We start from the raw sequence: 17,080 nt of genomic DNA on the forward strand, positions 1-17,080 counted from the left end.
CCATGGTCACAAGATCGCCGCCGCGGAGCGAGCGCCCACGCCGATGGGCACCGAGAGCGCCGGATGTGAGGCACGGATCAGCTCCGATCCCACGCGCCCCCGGCCCGGCAGAGGGACGATGGAGGTGAAAGGGATGACCCATCATGAGCAGCAGAAACCTCCACCTGCTGGCGACCCTCCTGGCAGTGCTCGCCCTCACCGTCACCGCCGGCGGCCCGACCGCCTCGACCCCCACCTCGACCACGCCACCCGGCGTCGTCGCCACCGCGCCCGTCGAGGTCGACTCCGTGCCCGTGGCCTACGTGGGCACCGTCTACCTCACGTTCGACGACGGGCCGCACGCGACGTGGACCCCGAGGATGCTGTCCGTCCTGCGGAAGTACGGCGTGCACGCCGTCTTCTTCGAGGTCGGCCAGAACGTCTCGTGGTACCCGTCCATCACCCGCAGCCTGCGCACCTACGGCAACCTCATCGGCAACCACACGTGGAGCCACCCCGACCTCACGACCCTGTCGAGCTCGGCCGTCACGTCCCAGCTGAACCGGATGGAGTCGGCGCTCGGCTACCGGCCGCGCTGCGTGCGCCCGCCCTACGGGGCGACGAACTCGCGCATCGCGACGATCATCGCCAACCGTGGCCAGCGCCAGATCCTCTGGACCGTCGACCCGCGCGACTGGTCGCGACCTGGGACCTCGGTGATCGTGAGCCGCGTCCTCGCCGCGGTGCGTCCGGGCTCGCGGATCCTGCTCCACGACGGCGGCGGCGACCGGTCCCAGACCGTGGCCGCGGTCGACCTGCTCATCCCGAAGCTGCGCGCCCGCGGCTACGTCATCGGCCTCATGGCCTGCTGACCGCATCGCGTATGCCGTCCCGCCGGGCCACGCTCGTGGGCACCGTGGGCGCCGGGCTCACCACACGGCATACGCCCTCCGAGGACAGCGAAGCGGGCGGCCACCCGAAGGTGACCGCCCGCTCGAGATCGCTTGTCGCGCAGCTTACTTCGCGAGGTCCTTCATGATCTCGCGCATGAGATCGGCCGTCTCGGTCGGCGTCTTGCCGACCTTGACGCCGGCGGCCTCGAGGGCCTCCTTCTTGGCCTGCGCGGTGCCCGACGAGCCGGAGACGATGGCGCCGGCGTGGCCCATCGTCTTGCCCTCGGGGGCGGTGAAGCCGGCGACGTAGCCGACGACCGGCTTCGTCACGTGGTCCTTGATGTAGGCGGCCGCACGCTCCTCGGCGTCGCCACCGATCTCGCCGATCATGACGATCGCGTCGGTGTCGGGGTCGTTCTGGAACGCCTCGAGACAGTCGATGTGCGTCGTGCCGATGATCGGGTCGCCACCGATGCCGACGGCCGAGCTGAAGCCGAAGTCACGCAGCTCGTACATCATCTGGTAGGTCAGCGTGCCCGACTTCGAGACGAGGCCGATGCGGCCGGTGCCCGAGATGTCGGCCGGGATGATGCCGGCGTTGCTGACGCCCGGGGTGATGAGGCCGGGGCAGTTCGGGCCGACGATGCGCGTCGTGCCCTTGTCCTTGGCGTAGTTGTAGAACTCCGCGGTGTCCTTGACCGCGACGCCCTCGGTGATGACGACGGCGAGCGGGATCTCGGCGTCGATCGCCTCGACGGCCGCGGCCTTGGTGAACTGCGCGGGCACGAAGATCACGGACACGTTGGCGCCGGTGGCCTCGACGGCCTCCTTGACCGTGCCGTAGACGGGGACGGAGACGCCGCCCTCGAAGTCGACCGTCGTGCCGGCCTTGCGGGGGTTGACGCCGCCGACGATGTCGGTGCCCGACTTGAGCATGCGCTGGGTGTGCTTCATGCCCTCGGACCCGGTCATGCCCTGGACGATGACCTTCGAGTCGGCGTTGAGGAAGATAGCCATGTTCGTCGTTCTCTCTTCTGTGGCTCGGGGGTCAGTTGGCGGCGGGGCCGGCGGCGAGCTCGGCGGCGCGGCGCGCGGCGCCGTCCATCGTCGGCTCGATCGTCACGAGCGGGTGGTTGCGCTCCTGGAGGATGCGGCGACCCTCCTCGACGTTGTTGCCGTCGAGGCGCACGACGAGCGGACGGTCCTCCTCGTCACCGAGGGCGTCGAGCGCACCGACGATGCCGTTGGCCACGGCGTCGCAGGAGGTGATGCCACCGAAGACGTTGACGAAGACGCTCTTGACCTGGGGGTCCGACAGGATGATGTGCAGGCCGTTGGCCATGACCTCGGCGCTCGCGCCGCCACCGATGTCGAGGAAGTTGGCCGGCTTCTGGCCGCCGAACTCCTCACCGGCGTAGGCGACGACGTCGAGGGTGCTCATGACGAGACCCGCGCCGTTGCCGATGATGCCGACGGAGCCGTCGAGCTTGACGTAGTTGAGGTCCTTCTCCTTGGCCGCTGCCTCGAGCGGGTCCGCGTGGGCCGTGTCCTCGAGCGCCTCGTGGTCCGGGTGGCGGAAGCCGGCGTTCTCGTCGAGGGTCACCTTGCCGTCGAGGGCGACGATCTGGCCGTCCTCGGTCTTGACGAGCGGGTTGACCTCGACGAGCGTCGCGTCCTCCTCGCGGTAGACGGTCCACAGCTTCTGGATGACGTCGGCGATCGCGGCCTTGTCGGCGTCGTCGAAGCCGGCGGCGTCGACGATCTCCTGCGCCTTGGCGGCGTCGATGCCCGTGTTGGGGTCGACGGCGATGCGGGCCAGGGCCTCCGGGCGCTCGACGGCGAGCTGCTCGATCTCCATGCCGCCCTCCTTGGAGCACATGGCGAGGTAAGTGCGGTTCGCGCGGTCGAGCAGCACGGAGAAGTAGTACTCCTCGGCGATGCGGGCGCCCTGGGCGATCATCACGGTGCCCACGGTGTGGCCCTTGATGTCCATCCCGAGGATCGCCTCGGCTGCGGCCTGCGCCTCCTCGGGGCTCTTCGTGACCTTGACGCCACCGGCCTTGCCGCGGCCGCCGGTCTTCACCTGCGCCTTGACGACGGTGACACCGCCCGACTTCGGTCCGATCTGCTCAGCGGCCGCTCGGGCCTGCTCAGGGGTGGTGGCGATGGCGCCGGCCAGCACGGGCACCCCGTGCTTCTCGAACATGTCGCGGGCTTGGTACTCGAAGAGATCCACGGGTGGGGTCCGTCCTCGTCGTCGATTCGAATCGTCGTCGATCGCGTCGCTGCGGCGTCCCGGGGCTCACGTGCTCACGCTCTCGCGCTCGGACGTGCCCTGCGCCGAGGCGCAACCGAATCAGGCTGTCCCTCGGACTCTAGTGGCTCTGACCTGTGGCGACGTCATCGGGTGCGCGCGACCGGACGAAGATCACACCGAGCTCCCCCTACCCTCGGTACGCGGCTCCGGCCAGCACGGGACCCACGGATGCCGCCTGCACACGTCGAGGCCGTGCACCCACGGGACACGGTGTGCACGTGGCCCGGAGAGGTGCACCACGCACACGAGCGCTGCCACGCAGCGTTCCGTATGCCGTGTGCCGGCCGTCGCGTCAGGCGGCGTGGACGTGCTCGCGGACCCAGCCGACGATCTCCATCGTCGTGGCGCCCGGCGTGAAGACCTTGGCCACGCCGAGCTTCTCGAGCTCGGGGATGTCGTCCTCGGGGATGATGCCGCCGCCGAACACGATGATGTCGCTCGCGTCGCGCTCGGCGAGGAGCTCGACGACGCGGGCGAAGAGGGTCATGTGGGCGCCCGAGAGCACCGAGAGCCCGACGACGTCGGCGTCCTCCTGGATGGCCGCCTCCACGATCTGCTCGGGCGTCTGGTGCAGACCGGTGTAGATGACCTCCATGCCGGCGTCGCGCAGCGCCCGAGCCACGACCTTGGCGCCCCGGTCATGCCCGTCCAGGCCCGGCTTGGCCACGACCACGCGGATGACGTCGGTCGACGTCGACCCCGCTCCGGTCGCGCCCGCGGTCTCGTCGTCGGTCACGGCAACGGCGTCGGCGCCCAGGGACTCGCTCATGCCGGGCACTCTAGCCAGCCCCGCGAGACGCGACGCGCAATAGTGATGCATCGCCCACCGGTCGGGGTACGTTCGAGGCGTGGCAGTGGCAGCACGGGCGGCGATGACGCCGCGACAGGCCGGCACCCCGAAGTGTGACGCGACGGGCCCTCGGGGCTTCCTCGCGGCCGTCGGGGAGGTGGCCGGTGCACTCCTGACCCCGACCGGGATCGCCGGTGCGGCCCTCGAGGCGACGTGGATGGGCCTGCACCTCGGGCTCTACCCGCTCGGGCTGTTCGGGTCGCGGGCCAGCGACCGGCGCCAGGGCTACCGGCTCGGGCACCTGCCACCGAGCCAGCGTGGGCTCGCGATCCAGAACGTCGAGGCGGCCGAGACGCCGATCCTGCTCGTGCACGGCATGGTCGACAACCGGTCGATCTTCACCGTCCTGCGGCGCGGGCTCGTGCGCCGCGGCTTCGGGCGCATCGAGACGATCAACTACTCCATCTTCACCGGCGACGTCCGCGCCGCGGCGGCTGCCCTCGGCGCCGAGGTCGAGCGCATCGTCGAGGAGACCGGCTACGAGCGAATCCACGTCATCGGCCACTCGATGGGTGGCCTCATCGCGCGCTACTACGTGACCCGCCTCGGTGGCGACCAGCACGTGCACACCCTCGTCACGCTCGGCACCCCGCACCAGGGCAGCTACCTCGCCTACACGTGGAACAACGGCCTGACCCGCCAGCTGCGCCCCGGCAGCGCCCTCATGGACGAGCTCGCCGCCCCGGTCAAGGAGTGCCAGACCCGGTTCCTCGTCTACTGGTCCGACCTCGACCAGGTCGTCGTGCCCCAGCGCAACGCCGCGCTGCACCACGACGACCTCACCGTGCACAACATCGCCCTGCACGGTGTCGGCCACATGAGCCTGCCCATCACGAGCAGCGTCGTGCACGGGATCTCCACGGCCCTCGCCCACCTCGACACCTCGGGGGCGACGGTCACGCCCGGCGTCAGCTCGTTGGGGAGCCGGCGCACTAGCACGTCGACGGCCCGTCGTGCTGGCACCGCGGGGCGTGTCGCACCCACGCGTTGACGACGTCACACGCCGGTCACGTCACGCTGCGAATTCGCGCAGATCCGCCTGTGCAAATCCTTCACCGAGGGCTCGGCATGCCCTAGTGTCGAGCGCAGTCGCGAGCCCTCCACCGCGACGCCGGGACGTCCAGATACGTGGCGTGATTTTGGATAACGAAATGGTCACGTTAGGCTGGCGGCTCGCAATCTGTGACCGTTAGGTATTTCTTTCGTGCCCAAATCCAGTTACACCGGCCGGCACAGGCCGGCAGCCAAGCCTTCACGGGGTCGACAGTTCGTCGTCCCCGTTGCTCTGCTCTCCTCGACCGTCGCCGGTGGCCTCGTCATCCGCGACGCCGGCGCGAGCCAGCTCAGCCCCGAGGCGGCTGCCATGAAGAACGTCTCCAACTCGGTCGCCGGTCTCGGCCTGGCCGCAGACCCCGACGTCGTCGCTGCTGCCGCCGCGAACCGGTCGGGCGCCCGCTCCTCGCGCGACATGGCCCGCGACGCCAAGTCGCTCATCGTCAGCGCGACCGCCTCCGCCGAGCAGACCGCCGAGCAGGCCCAGGCCGCTGCGGCGAAGGCCGCGGCCGCCAAGGCCGCCGCCGAGAAGGCGAAGGCCGAGGCCGCCGCCAAGGCCAAGGCGGCCGCCCGCGAGCGCGCCATCGCCAAGGCCCACCGCTGGGTCTCCCCGGTCGCCGGCTACACCCTCACCTCGGGCTTCGGCTTCCGCTGGGGCAAGATGCACCCCGCCCAGGACCTCGCGTGCCCCACGGGCAGCACGGTCCGGGCCCTCTCGAGCGGCACCGTCGTCTTCGCCGGATGGTCCAACGAGGGCTACGGCAACATGGTCAAGATCCGCTACTGGGACGGCACCGTCTCGTGGATGGCGCACAACAGCCGCCTGCTCGTGTCCGTCGGCGAAGAGGTCTCCCCCGGTCAGCGCGTCGCCTACAGCGGCAGCACCGGCAACTCGACCGGCCCGCACGTGCACCTCGAGATCCACCCCGAGGACGGCGCCGCCGTCGCACCCCGCACCTGGCTCGCCAAGCACGGTGTCTACCTCTGACCGAGGCCCTTTCACGTCACGAGGCCCGTCCCCTTCGGGGGACGGGCCTCGTCGCATCTGCCGTCCTGCCGGAGCCGGAGCCGGAGCCCGCAGTTGCTCTGCCGTATGCCGTATGCCGTATGCCGTATGCCGTTGTGCCGCAACGGAGCCCGGCTGACGCTGGGGCCCGGGCACACGGCATACGCCATCGGCTGAGACGAGCTCGACCCCAGCGGGGCCCGCGACCTCAGAGCTTGACGAGCGGGGCGTAGCGCAGCAGGAGGCGCTTCGTGCCGGTGTCGGCGCCGAAGTCGACGTGTGCCATCGACTTGTCGCCGTCGCCCTCGACGCGCACGACGGTGCCGAGGCCGAAGGAGTCGTGGCTGACACGGTCGCCCGACTGGAGCGCGATGACCGGCCGCTTGCCGGCGCTGCGGACCCCGGGCCGGGCCGCGAGCGTCGCCACGGCGGGACGGTCGGAGCCGCGGGCGCCACTGAACGACGGGCCGAGCCGCTGCCAGTCGAGCAGGTCGCCCGGGATCTCGTCGAGGAAGCGCGACGGCGGGTTGTACTGCGGCGCACCCCAGGCGGACCGCACGGCCGCGCGCGAGAGGTAGAGCCGCTCACGGGCCCGCGTGATGCCGACGTAGGCGAGCCGGCGCTCCTCCTCGAGCTCCTTGGGGTCGCCGAGCGCGCGCATGTGCGGGAACGTGCCGTCCTCCATGCCGGTGAGGAAGACGACGGGGAACTCGAGGCCCTTGGCCGTGTGGAGCGTCATGAGGGTGACGACGCCCTGCGCCTTGGCCTCGGGCTCGTCGGGGATCTCGTCGGCGTCGGCGACGAGCGAGACCTGCTCGAGGAACTCCTCGAGCGCGCCTGCGGGACCGACGTCCTCGGGCTCGACGCCCGGCGCCAGCTCGCCGCCCGACTCCTCGAGCTCGGTGGCGCGGCGGTCGTCGTACTCCTGCGCGACGGCGACGAGCTCGGCGAGGTTCTCGACGCGGGTCTCGTCCTGCGGGTCGTGGCTCGCGCGCAGCTCGGCGAGGTAGCCGCTCTCCTCGAGCGTCATCTCGAGCAGGGCCGCGACGCTGTCGTCGGCCTCGTAGGAGGTGCGGAGCTTCTCGAGGAGCGCCGTGAAGCCCTGGATGGCCGCGACCGAACGGGTGGCGATGCCCGGGGCGTCCTCGGCCCGACCGAGCGCTGCGACGAACGGGATGCGCTCGCGCTCGGCGAGAGCCGCCACGCAGGCCTCGGCGCGGTCGCCGATGCCGCGCTTGGGGGTGTTGAGGATGCGCCGCAGGTTGACGGTGTCGATGGGGTTGGAGACGACCCGGAGGTAGGCCAGGGCGTCCTTGACCTCGCGCCGCTCGTAGAAGCGCGTGCCGCCGACCACCTTGTAGGGCAGGCCGACCCGCACGAGCACCTCCTCGATGGCGCGGCTCTGGGCGTTGGTGCGGTAGAAGACGGCGACGTCGCCGGGCTTGACGCCGTGGTCGGCGAGGTCGTCGATCTCCTTGGCCACGAAGGCGGCCTCGTCGTGCTCGTTGTCCCCGACGTAGCCGGTGATCATCGCGCCGTCGCCGGAGTCGGTCCAGAGGTTCTTGGCGCGGCGGCCCTCGTTGCGCTCGATGACGGAGTTGGCCGCTCGCAGGATGCGCTGGGTCGAGCGGTAGTTCTGCTCGAGCAGGATCGTGCGGGCGTCGGGGTAGTCGTTCTCGAACTCGAGGATGTTGCGGATCGTCGCACCGCGGAAGGCGTAGATCGACTGGTCGGAGTCGCCGACGACGCACAGCTCGGCCGGCGGCACGGCGTAGGCGCCCTCGGGGCCCTTGACCTCACCGACGAGCTCCTTGATGAGCTGGTACTGGGCCTGGTTGGTGTCCTGGTACTCGTCGACGAGGACGTGGCGGAAGCGGCGGCGGTAGTACTCGGCGACGTCGGGGAAGGCCTGCAGGATGTTGACGGTCATCATGATGATGTCGTCGAAGTCGAGGGCGTTGGCCTGGCGCAGGCGGCGTTGATACTGGGTGTACGCGTCGGAGACGGTGCGCTCGTAGTGGTTGCCCTCGGTGACCTGCGCGGCGTAGGTCTCCTCGTCGATGAGCTCGTTCTTGAGGTTGCTCACCTGGTGGGAGAAGCCGCGGGGCGGGTAGCGCTTCGGGTCGAGGTCGAGGTCGCGCAGCACGAGGCTCATGAGGCGCTGGCTGTCGGCGGCGTCGTAGATCGAGAAGGTCGACTTCATCCCGACCTTGGCGGCCTCGCGGCGCAGGATCCGCACGCAGGCCGAGTGGAAGGTCATGACCCACATGGCGCGCGCGCGGGGCCCGACGAGCGCCTCGACACGCTCGCGCATCTCGGCCGCGGCCTTGTTGGTGAAGGTGATGGCGAGGATCTGGCCCGGCTGGGCCCCCCGCTCGCCGAGCAGCCACGCGATGCGGTGCGTCAGCACACGGGTCTTGCCGGAGCCGGCACCCGCGACGATGAGCAGCGGCGTGCCCTCGTGGACGACGGCCTCGCGCTGCTCAGGGTTGAGCCCCTCGAGCAGGACCGTCGGGTCGAGGTCGGCGCGTCCCTGCGGTGCCGTCTCGACGCCGCCGCGGGCCGCGGCCTCGGCCCACGTGGGGACGCCCTGGTCGGTGACGTCCGCGCCACGCCCGGGGCGCCCGGACCCGCCGGAGGGCGCGCCCTGACCGTGCTCGAAACCGGGGATGGGGAGGTCGTCGAAGAGCGTGCTCATGATCGACCAAGCCTACGTCGAACCACCCACAGCACCGGACCACGACGCACAGCCACGCGCGACGGGAGAGGATGGCGACGTGAGCGACTTCCAGATCCGTGAGGCCTCGGCCGACGACGTACCCGACCTCATCCGCCTCGTCCGGCGGCTCGCGACCTACGAGAAGGAGCCCGAGTCGGCCACGGCGACGCCCGAGCAGTTCCGCGAGGCCCTCTTCCCCGCCCACGGCGACCCCACGGCATACGCCCTCGTGGGGGTGCGGGAGGGCTCGGTCGTCGCCATGGCGATCTGGTTCCGGAGCTTCTCGACGTGGACCGGCCGGGCCGGCATCTGGCTGGAGGACCTCTTCGTCGACCCCGAGCAGCGCGGGCACGGCCTCGGCAAGGCCCTGCTCGCCCGGCTCGCCGCGATCTGCGTCGAGCGCGGCTGGACCCGGCTCGAGTGGTCGGTGCTCGACTGGAACACCCCGTCCATCGACTTCTACCGCGCCCACGGCGCCCGGTCCCTCGACGACTGGACGACCTTCCGCCTCGACGGCGACGCGCTCTCGCGACTGGCGGGCCCGTAGGTGGCACGCCCGCCGCGGCGGATGGGGTCGGCCGACGTCCTCTGGCTCAACATGGACCGCCCGACCAACCTCATGGTCATCGTCTCGGTCGTCCTGCTCGAGTCGGTGCCCGACTGGGACCGAGTGCTCGACGTGGTCCGCGAGCGGATCATCGAGCCCTACCCCGTCTTCAGCCAGCGTGCGAGGCGGCGCCGGGGGCCGTCCGGGCACCGCTGGGAGGACGACCCGGACTTCGACCTGGCGCGGCACGTGACGCGGGTGACGCTCTCCGGCGCGCGGACCCCGGCTGAGGCGGACGCCGAGCTGCAGGCATACGTCGAGGAGCACCTGCCTCGCCCGTTCGACCGCTCCCGCCCGCTCTGGGAGGTCCACCTCGTCGACGGTCACGGGCCGGGCGCCGCGCTCGTCTTCCGCATCCACCACGCGCTGGCCGACGGCATCGCCCTGACCCGGGTGCTGCTCGGCCTCACCGAGGACGCCGACGGCCGGCCCGGCGACCTCGTCGGACCACCGGCGACCACCGACCTCGCGACCCTGCCCCTCGCCGCGACGTCGAACGCGGGGGCAGGGGCCGTCGCGTCGGGTCTCCGGCTCGCCCGGGCGACCACCCTGTCGGGGTGGAACCGTCTGCGCACCAAAGGCGCCCGGGCCGCCGTGACGGACGCCGCCGGACTGGCCCTCCGCACCGGACAGGTCGTCTCCGACCTGCTGCTGACCACGAACCCGAGGAGTGTCGTCGGCGGCGTCCCGGGCCACCGCAAGCGCCTCGTGTGGACCGAGCCACTCCCCCTTCCCGGGCTCAAGCAGGCCGGCCGCCTCGTCGGTGCGACGCTCAACGACGTGCTCCTGAGCGCCGTCGCGGGCGCCCTGCACACCTACCAGGACGAGCATGGCCGAGAGCCTGTCGACCTCGTGACGATGGTGCCCGTCAACGTCCGGCCGCTCGACGAGCCGCTCCCCCGCGAGCTCGGCAACCGCTTCGCGCTCGTCTTCCTGCGCTTCCCGAGCCGCGACGCCACGCCCCTCGGGCGCCTCGCCCTGTCGAAGGCACGGATGGACTGGCTCAAGGCCTCGCCCGAGGCGGCGCTCACCTTCGCCCTCATCTCCGTCATCGGCCGCTTCCCCGCCACGCTGGAGCGTCGGGTCGTGGACTTCTTCGCCGACAAGGCGATCGGCGTCACGACCAACGTCGCCGGACCGCGAGAGGTCCGCTACCTCGGCGGCGTCGCGGTCACGGGTGTGCTCGGCTGGGTGCCCGGGTCGGGGCGGCACACGCTCGGCTTCTGCATCGTCACCTACGCCGACGCCGTGCGCATCGGGATCATGGCCGACGAGTCCGTCGTCCCCGACCCCGAGGCACTCCTCACGGCGCTCGAGGACGAGGTGGCACTGCTCGTGCGCATCGGCGAGGCCGGGTCCGACGGGCCCACCGGCCCGAGGAGGAGGCGGCGGCGGTCGTAGGGTGGCGAGCATGAACCGAGCGACCAGCGTCTTCGTCTCCGAGCCCGGCGACCGCAGTGTCCTGCAGGTGCGCGACCACGACCTCCCCGACCCTGCCGAGGGTGAGGTCCAGGTCGAGGTGGCCGCCGCCGGCGTCAACTTCATCGACGTCTACAAGCGCCAGGGCATCTACCCCGTGCCGACCCCCTTCGTCCTCGGCGAGGAGGGCGCCGGCACCGTCACGGCCGTCGGCCCGGGCGTCACCGACCTCTCCGTCGGTGACCGGGTCGCGTGGTGCCAGGCGACCGGGAGCGAGTCGACGCTCGTCAACAAGCCCGCCCACCTCCTCGTCCCCGTCCCCGACGGCGTCGACCTCGAGATCGCGGCCGCCGCCATGCTGCAGGGCCTCACGGCCCACTACCTCGTCACGAGCACGTATGCCGTGGGCCCCGGTGACATCGCCCTCGTGCACGCCGCGGCGGGCGGGGTGGGGCAGCTCCTCGTGCAGATGGTGACGGCCCGCGGCGGGACCGTCGTCGCGACGGCCGGGTCCGACGAGAAGCTCGAGGTCGCCAGGGCGCTCGGTGCCCAGCACCTCGTCAACTACTCGACCGTCGACGACCTGGCGGGCGCGGTCCGCGAGGCTGCCGGACGCGGGGTCGACGTGGCCTACGACGGGGTCGGGAGGTCGACCTTCGACGCGTCGCTCGCCTCGCTGCGCCCGCGCGGCACGATGGTCCTCTTCGGCGGGGCGAGCGGGCAGGTGCCCCCCTTCGACATCCAGCGCCTCAACAGCGGCGGGTCGCTCTTCCTGACGCGTCCGACGCTGGCGCACTACGTCGCCGAGCGCGCGGAGTACGAGTGGCGGGCCGGCGAGGTGCTCGGCGCGGTGGCCGACGGCTCCCTGAAGATCGACGTCGGCGGTCGCTACCCGCTGGCCGAGGCGGCCGCGGCGTACGAAGCCCTCGAGGGTCGCCGCACGACGGGCAAGCTCATCCTGGTGCCCACCGCATGAGCCGCACGCTGTTCCGCCACGAACGCATCTGGACCGGCGACGCCGGTGACCCCTGGACCGACGCGCTGCTCGTCGAGGACGGCCGCGTCGTGGCGGTCGGCGCCGAGGCCGTCGAGGCTGCTGGGGCAGGCACCGACACCGTCGACCTCCCCGGCGCGCTCGTCATGCCCGGCCTGCACGACGCCCACATCCACACCGAGTGGCTCTCGCGCGACCTGTCGTCCGTCGACCTGCGCGAGGCCCGGTCGCTCGAGGAGACGCTCGAGCTCGTGCGCGCCCACGCCGAGGGGCTGCCCGAGGGCGAGTGGCTGCACAGCGGACGCTGGAACCACAACCGCTGGGCCGTCCCCGAGCAGCCCGACCGCCACGCGCTCGACTCCGTCTCGGGCGACCGCGTGGCAGCGCTGTCGAGCGTCGACGGCCACACGATCTGGGCCAACTCCCTTGCGCTGCAACAGGCCGGGATCACCCGTGACACCCCCGACCCCGTCGGCGGCGAGATCGTGCGCGACGCGTCGGGCGAGCCGACCGGCATCCTCCGGGAGTCGGCGCAGGAGCTGCTCGACGTCATCCCGCGCGAGGAGTCCCCGCTGCGCCCCTGGCTCGAGCGCTGTCAGGACTGGCTCCTCTCCGTCGGCCTGACGAGCATCACCGACATCGACGGCGAGGACGCCCGCGCGGCCTACGCCGAGCTGCACGCGGACGGTGCCCTGCGGCTGCGCGTCACGAAGTGCACGCGCGACCCCGACCTCGAGCTGGCGATCGAGGAGGGCCGCCGTTCCGGCCAGGGCGACGACGTCTTCCGCGTCGGCCCCGTCAAGTTCTTCAGCGACGGCGCGCTCGGCTCGCACACGGCCCACATGACCGAGCCGTTCATCGGCCACGAGGGCTGCGGCATCGCCGCGATGCCCTACGACGTGCTCCTCGAGCGCACCCTGCTGGCCGCCCGCAACGGTCTCGACGTCGTCACGCACGCCATCGGCGACGAGGCGAACCGGCTCGTGCTCGGCACGTTCGAGGCGGTGCGGGCCGACGGTCTCGACACCCTGCTGCGCATCGAGCACGCCCAGCACGTGCTGCCGGTCGACATCCCGCGCTTCCGCGCCCTCGACGTCGTCGCGTCGATGCAGCCGACGCACTGCACCGCCGACCTCGAGCTCGCCGACGAGATCATCGGCCCGCGTCGCCTCGCCTCCTACGCCTGGCGCAGCTTCCTCGACGCCGGCGTGCGCGTGGCCTTCGGCTCGGACGCGCCCGTCGAGGACCCCAACCCCTTCTACGGCCTCCACGCCGCCGTCACCCGTCAGCGAGCCGACGGCCAGCCCCTCGGCGGCTGGCGGCCGGAGGAGCGGGTCACCCTCACCGAGGCCGTCCACGCCTTCACGGTCGCCGCGCACGAGTCGGTCGGGCGCACCGACGTCGGTCGCCTCGTGCCCGGCCAGCACGCCGACCTCGTCGCGGTCGACCGCGACCTGTGGGCGCTCGAGGAGTCCTCGGCGGGCGACATCCGCGACACCGTGGTGCTGCAGACGTGGGTGGGCGGCGAGCTCGCCTACCAGCGGGGCTGAGCCACCCGGCATACGCCATCGGGGTGGGCGCCACTGCCGACGGACGACCATTGGTCGCGGACACGCGACGACACACCGGCACGACACGCGGGTGGTGCGGGTCAGGCACGACCAATGGTCGTCGGTCGGCGGAGGGGGCCGCGACGGCGAAGCAGGTCACCCCCCAGCCTGAGGTCCTGTCGGGTGGCCGCGCGGGTCAGCACGGAGGCGACCCACTCCTGCTGGAACATCGCCTGCACCCACGAGACCCTGATGACGAGCCAGTCGTCGAGGACCAGCTCGTCGTAGCGCCAGCAGTCGGCATCGATGGCCCGCTCGCTCGTGTGGAACTCGCGGCTGTCGCCCTCGACGACGAGCCGCAGCTCCCGGTCGACGAGGTCCGGCCGGATCCGCCGGCCACCGACGAGCAGTCGCACCTGAGGCACGAGTCGCAGCCCCGGGACGTCGAGCGAGACCGCACGGATCATGGACTCGAAGGCGTTGGCCGGTCGCTCCCGGGCGAACCAGGCCACCTCCAGTGCCGCATCCCGTCCGCGCCCGGGCAGGCGCTCGGCCGCCATCAGCAGATCCGCCTGCGTGAGCCGCCGCGACCTCAGTGCCGAGTCGGCGACCGCCAGCGCCTCGTCGAACGGCAGGGTCGTCGCGCAGTCCATCACCGTGCGCAGCGGGCTGGTGCGCCAGCCGTCGACGTCCGAGGGCTCGAGCCGCTGCCACCTGATCCTCGCCACCGACTGGTCACCGGCGCCCACCTTGCGGCCTCGGGGCACGACGAGCTCCGGACGATCCGGAGGCGCCTTGAGGGACCAGCCGTAGGAGGCTGCGGCACTGCGGAGTCCGACGACGGCACAGAGGCGATGTGCCTCGACCCGCGCGCCGTCGACGACGTCGGGGAGCACGTAGCGGCCCCGGGCCACCCTCCGGATCACCTGTGCGCGCAACGCCTCGTCGAGGGCAGGTCGCCCCGCGGCCGCCTTGAGCTGGCGATGGGTCGCCACCCCTCCCTGTCGGCGCAGGGCCGTGAGGATGTCCATGGCGGCAGCGTGCCCGGGGCCGGGCCGCGCGCGCGGACGTCATCCACAGCCGACGGACGACCGTTGGTCGCCGACACGCGACGACACGCCGGCACGACCCGCGGGAAGCGCGGTCCAGCGCGACCAACGGTCGTCGGCCGGTCGTGACGCGCCGGGTCAGCCGGGGACGACGGCGAGCAGGAGGGTCGCGAACCACGTGAGCCCGCCGACCACGAGCAGGAAGACGCCGATGACCGCCATGTTGCCGGCGCCGTCGGCGCGGGACACCCGGCGTCGCCGACGACCGACGACGACGAGCGCCAGCCCCACGACGAGCCACACGAGACCGATGAGCAGACCGGCGAGGACGCCTGCGTTCCAGCGCATCTCAGCCGCCGACCCGGCCGTCGAGCGAGGTCACCAGAGGGCGGCGACGAGCACGTTGACGACCGCCGCACCGCCGGCGATGTCGAGCAGGTTGCCGGTGTCCTGGCCCTTGCGGCCGCGGGCGGCACCGATCTCGGCGGCGACGAGCACGACGAGCGCGATGACGAGCTTGACGGCGATCTTCGTGTTGTTGACCGTGTGGTCGTCGTCCTTGATCGCCGAGGCGATGCCGACGAGGGCCAGGCCCGTGACGAGCTGCGCCCGGGCGCCCCAGACGATCGGCGCGATGACGGTGCGGCCGCTGCGGACGGCGATCCAGCCTCCGACGACCGCGGCCATGCCGAGCAGGTGGAGGGCGACGAGGAGGTTGTAGACGAGGTCCATGGCCGACATCCTACGGAGCGTCGTACTTCGCGCGAGCCGGCCCCTCCGGGCGTCAGGACCCGGGCCGGGCCGCGAGCTCGTGCAGGGCGGCCAGGCGCCGCCACGACGACGACAGCGGGTAGTCGCCGATCCGGTCGAACGGCACCCAGCGCGCGTCGGACGTCGTGCCGCCGACGTCGTGGATGACGACCTCGGCCGGCTCGGGACACGTTGCGGCATAGACGATCCGGACCGCGTGGAAGTCCTCGAGCGTGCCGGACGGCGCCCGCCCCACCCAGTGCTGCGACTGGACCGTGAGCAGCTCGCCGAGCTCGATGCGCTGCCCCGTCTCCTCCCACACCTCGCGGTGCACGCCCTCGACGGGCGACTCGCCGTCGTCGAGGCCACCGCCCGGCAGCCCCCAGTCGCCGGACACGTGGGTCTGGCTGTTGAACTGCGTCAGCAGCAGACCGCGCCCGCTCGTCACGACGGCGTAGGCCGCGACCCGCTGGTACGGCTCGCCCACCTCGTCGTCGCCGACCCCGGCGTCCCTGGGCACCACTCCGTCCCGAGGGCGTATGCCGTCCAGCTCGCGCACGCGGTAGCCGAGCTCGAGCGCCCCGTCGTCGACGACCGTCGCGAAGACCGGCGTGTCGACGAGCCAGCCGGCCGCGCCGAGCACGACGTCCGGGTGCTCGCCGTGGCCCAGGCGCGCCTCGGCGACACGGGTGCCGTCGGCCCGGACCGCGACGACACGCAGGCCACCGGGCACGTTGGTCCTCATCGCCGCACAAGCCCGACGGCGCGCTCGTACTCCGCCACGGCGAGCGCAGCGACGCGCGACCACTCCTGATCGGGCGGGTTTTCGACGTTCCACCGACGCAGCCGTGCGACCTCGTGGGGGTCCTTGGCCAACCGTGCGATTGCGCTGGTCATCTCCGAGTCACTCGACACGACAAGGCCGTTCACGCCGTCAGTGACGAACTCGCCGACACCAGAGCCCGATCGACCGATCACGGGCAGGCCGACCGTCCGCGCCTCGAGGGCTGCGATCCCGAACGACTCGAGTCGGGCAGGTGAGAGGTAGACGTCGGCGGCGGCATACCGCTCGCGCAGCTCGTCGCGTGACACGCGACCGGGCAGGGACACCCAGTCGAGGCCACGATCGCGCACGAGGGCCTCCACCTTGCGCCGGTCCGGCCCCTCCCCCAGGACCGTGAGCGTCACGGATCCGGGCCCCGCCACCCGCTCGGCCTCGGCGACGAGCTCGACGAGCGCGGCAGGTCGCTTGCGCGCTGCGAGCCGCATCGCGGTGACGAGGCGCAGCGGCCCCGGCTCGCGCGCGACGGGACCGGCGGCCCAGCGCGCCACGTCGATGCCGTTGGGCAGCACTCCGACCGACGCCCCCGGCCCGACGAGCCGACGCAGCGGCTCGGCAGCGACGTCGGAGACTGCCGACATCGCGACCCCTCGCGCCGCCCACCGCCGGACGAAGCGGGCCACGTCGAAGACCGGCGCCATCCCGGCGAGCATGCAGTGCCACGTCATCGCGGTCGGCAGCCCCAGCCCCACGGTGACCCGGGTGCTGTCCCACGCGAAGGGCGAGACGACGCCCGTCTGCACGTGGGCCACGTCGAAGCCACCGGCCACGAGCCGTCGCCGCAGCTCGGCCGGGGCGAACGGGTTGACCGGCAGCTCCCACGGCATCCGGGCCGCGAGCCGGTGCACCGGGACGCCGTCGACAACCGTGACGGCGCCGTGCATCTCCCCGCCGGCCCCACGGGTGGCCGTGAACACCTCCACGTCGTGGCCGGCCGCCTGCAGGTGCTGCGCGAGGTCATGCGTCTGGACCTCGATCCCGCCCAGTCGGGGCAGGTAACAGTCGGACAGGAGCGCCACCTTCACGGAAGACACTGTGCCATGGGCCAAGATG

16 protein-coding genes are annotated in these 17,080 nt (G+C 72.1%); 7 read left to right on the forward strand and 9 right to left on the reverse strand.

All coding sequences use genetic code 11. The features are described 5' to 3' along the window. Positions 1-143: 143 nt before the first annotated feature. A complete protein-coding gene (locus ACSQ2D_RS15245) occupies positions 144-851 on the forward strand; it encodes a polysaccharide deacetylase family protein (protein ID WP_435986780.1) in 708 nt (235 codons plus the stop codon). 144 nt (positions 852-995) lie between these two features. Here the strand turns inward: ACSQ2D_RS15245 and sucD are convergent, their stop codons facing one another. The 3 genes from sucD to ACSQ2D_RS15260 form a co-directional block, all read right to left on the reverse strand. Next, complete coding sequence (sucD, locus tag ACSQ2D_RS15250) at positions 996-1,889, reverse strand: succinate--CoA ligase subunit alpha (protein WP_435986781.1); 894 nt, start codon at positions 1,887-1,889, stop codon at positions 996-998. A gap of 31 nt (positions 1,890-1,920) precedes the next feature. Continuing rightward, a complete protein-coding gene (gene sucC / locus ACSQ2D_RS15255) occupies positions 1,921-3,108 on the reverse strand; it encodes an ADP-forming succinate--CoA ligase subunit beta (protein WP_435986782.1) in 1,188 nt (395 codons plus the stop codon). Positions 3,109-3,481: 373 nt separating this feature from the next. Continuing rightward, positions 3,482-3,958 (reverse strand): cobalamin B12-binding domain-containing protein, encoded by a 477-nt coding sequence (locus ACSQ2D_RS15260; RefSeq protein ID WP_435986783.1) that lies wholly within the window; start codon positions 3,956-3,958, stop codon positions 3,482-3,484. A 79-nt stretch (positions 3,959-4,037) separates the two neighbouring features. Between ACSQ2D_RS15260 and ACSQ2D_RS15265 the strand changes: the two genes are divergently transcribed. Next, positions 4,038-5,030 carry a lipase family alpha/beta hydrolase gene (locus tag ACSQ2D_RS15265; RefSeq protein ID WP_435986784.1) on the forward strand — a complete coding sequence of 331 codons (993 nt, stop codon included), beginning with the start codon at positions 4,038-4,040 and terminating at the stop codon, positions 5,028-5,030. Between the two features lie 213 nt (positions 5,031-5,243). After that, positions 5,244-6,080: a M23 family metallopeptidase gene (locus ACSQ2D_RS15270; RefSeq protein WP_435986785.1), complete on the forward strand. Its 837-nt coding sequence runs from the start codon at positions 5,244-5,246 to the stop codon at positions 6,078-6,080. Positions 6,081-6,306: 226 nt separating this feature from the next. Here ACSQ2D_RS15270 and pcrA read toward each other — a convergent pair whose 3' ends face one another. After that, positions 6,307-8,796 (reverse strand): DNA helicase PcrA, encoded by a 2,490-nt coding sequence (gene pcrA / locus ACSQ2D_RS15275; protein ID WP_435986786.1) that lies wholly within the window; start codon positions 8,794-8,796, stop codon positions 6,307-6,309. A 79-nt stretch (positions 8,797-8,875) separates the two neighbouring features. On the opposite strand from pcrA, the gene ACSQ2D_RS15280 reads away from it, so the two are divergent. From ACSQ2D_RS15280 to ACSQ2D_RS15295, 4 genes are read left to right on the forward strand one after another with little or no spacing between them, the layout of a single operon-like run. Next, a complete protein-coding gene (locus tag ACSQ2D_RS15280) occupies positions 8,876-9,364 on the forward strand; it encodes an N-acetyltransferase family protein (RefSeq protein WP_435986787.1) in 489 nt (162 codons plus the stop codon). Beyond that, positions 9,365-10,825 carry a WS/DGAT domain-containing protein gene (locus ACSQ2D_RS15285; RefSeq protein ID WP_435986788.1) on the forward strand — a complete coding sequence of 487 codons (1,461 nt, stop codon included), beginning with the start codon at positions 9,365-9,367 and terminating at the stop codon, positions 10,823-10,825. Positions 10,826-10,835: 10 nt separating this feature from the next. Beyond that, complete coding sequence (locus tag ACSQ2D_RS15290; RefSeq protein WP_435986789.1) at positions 10,836-11,819, forward strand: quinone oxidoreductase family protein; 984 nt, start codon at positions 10,836-10,838, stop codon at positions 11,817-11,819. Then, positions 11,816-13,387: an amidohydrolase gene (locus ACSQ2D_RS15295; protein WP_435986790.1), complete on the forward strand. Its 1,572-nt coding sequence runs from the start codon at positions 11,816-11,818 to the stop codon at positions 13,385-13,387. The genes ACSQ2D_RS15290 and ACSQ2D_RS15295 overlap by 4 nt, the downstream gene beginning before the upstream one ends. Positions 13,388-13,488: 101 nt before the next feature. On the opposite strand, the gene ACSQ2D_RS15300 is transcribed toward ACSQ2D_RS15295, so the two are convergent. The 5 genes from ACSQ2D_RS15300 to ACSQ2D_RS15320 all read right to left on the reverse strand — a co-directional run bounded on the left by ACSQ2D_RS15300 (position 13,489) and on the right by ACSQ2D_RS15320 (position 17,052). After that, positions 13,489-14,418 (reverse strand): type IV toxin-antitoxin system AbiEi family antitoxin domain-containing protein, encoded by a 930-nt coding sequence (locus ACSQ2D_RS15300; protein ID WP_435986791.1) that lies wholly within the window; start codon positions 14,416-14,418, stop codon positions 13,489-13,491. A 156-nt stretch (positions 14,419-14,574) separates the two neighbouring features. Next, positions 14,575-14,784, reverse strand: coding sequence for a hypothetical protein (locus tag ACSQ2D_RS15305; protein ID WP_435986792.1), 210 nt, complete (start codon positions 14,782-14,784; stop codon positions 14,575-14,577). A 30-nt stretch (positions 14,785-14,814) separates the two neighbouring features. Further along, positions 14,815-15,168 (reverse strand): hypothetical protein, encoded by a 354-nt coding sequence (locus ACSQ2D_RS15310; RefSeq protein ID WP_028785695.1) that lies wholly within the window; start codon positions 15,166-15,168, stop codon positions 14,815-14,817. Positions 15,169-15,220: 52 nt separating this feature from the next. Continuing rightward, complete coding sequence (locus tag ACSQ2D_RS15315; protein ID WP_435986793.1) at positions 15,221-15,931, reverse strand: NUDIX hydrolase; 711 nt, start codon at positions 15,929-15,931, stop codon at positions 15,221-15,223. After that, a complete protein-coding gene (locus ACSQ2D_RS15320) occupies positions 15,928-17,052 on the reverse strand; it encodes a glycosyltransferase (RefSeq protein WP_435986794.1) in 1,125 nt (374 codons plus the stop codon). Before ACSQ2D_RS15320 ends, ACSQ2D_RS15315 begins: the two co-directional genes overlap by 4 nt. Between the last annotated feature and the right edge of the window lie 28 nt (positions 17,053-17,080).

The sequence above is a fragment of the Terrabacter sp. LjRoot27 genome (genome assembly GCF_964254175.1).
GTDB lineage: Bacteria > Actinomycetota > Actinomycetes > Actinomycetales > Dermatophilaceae > Terrabacter.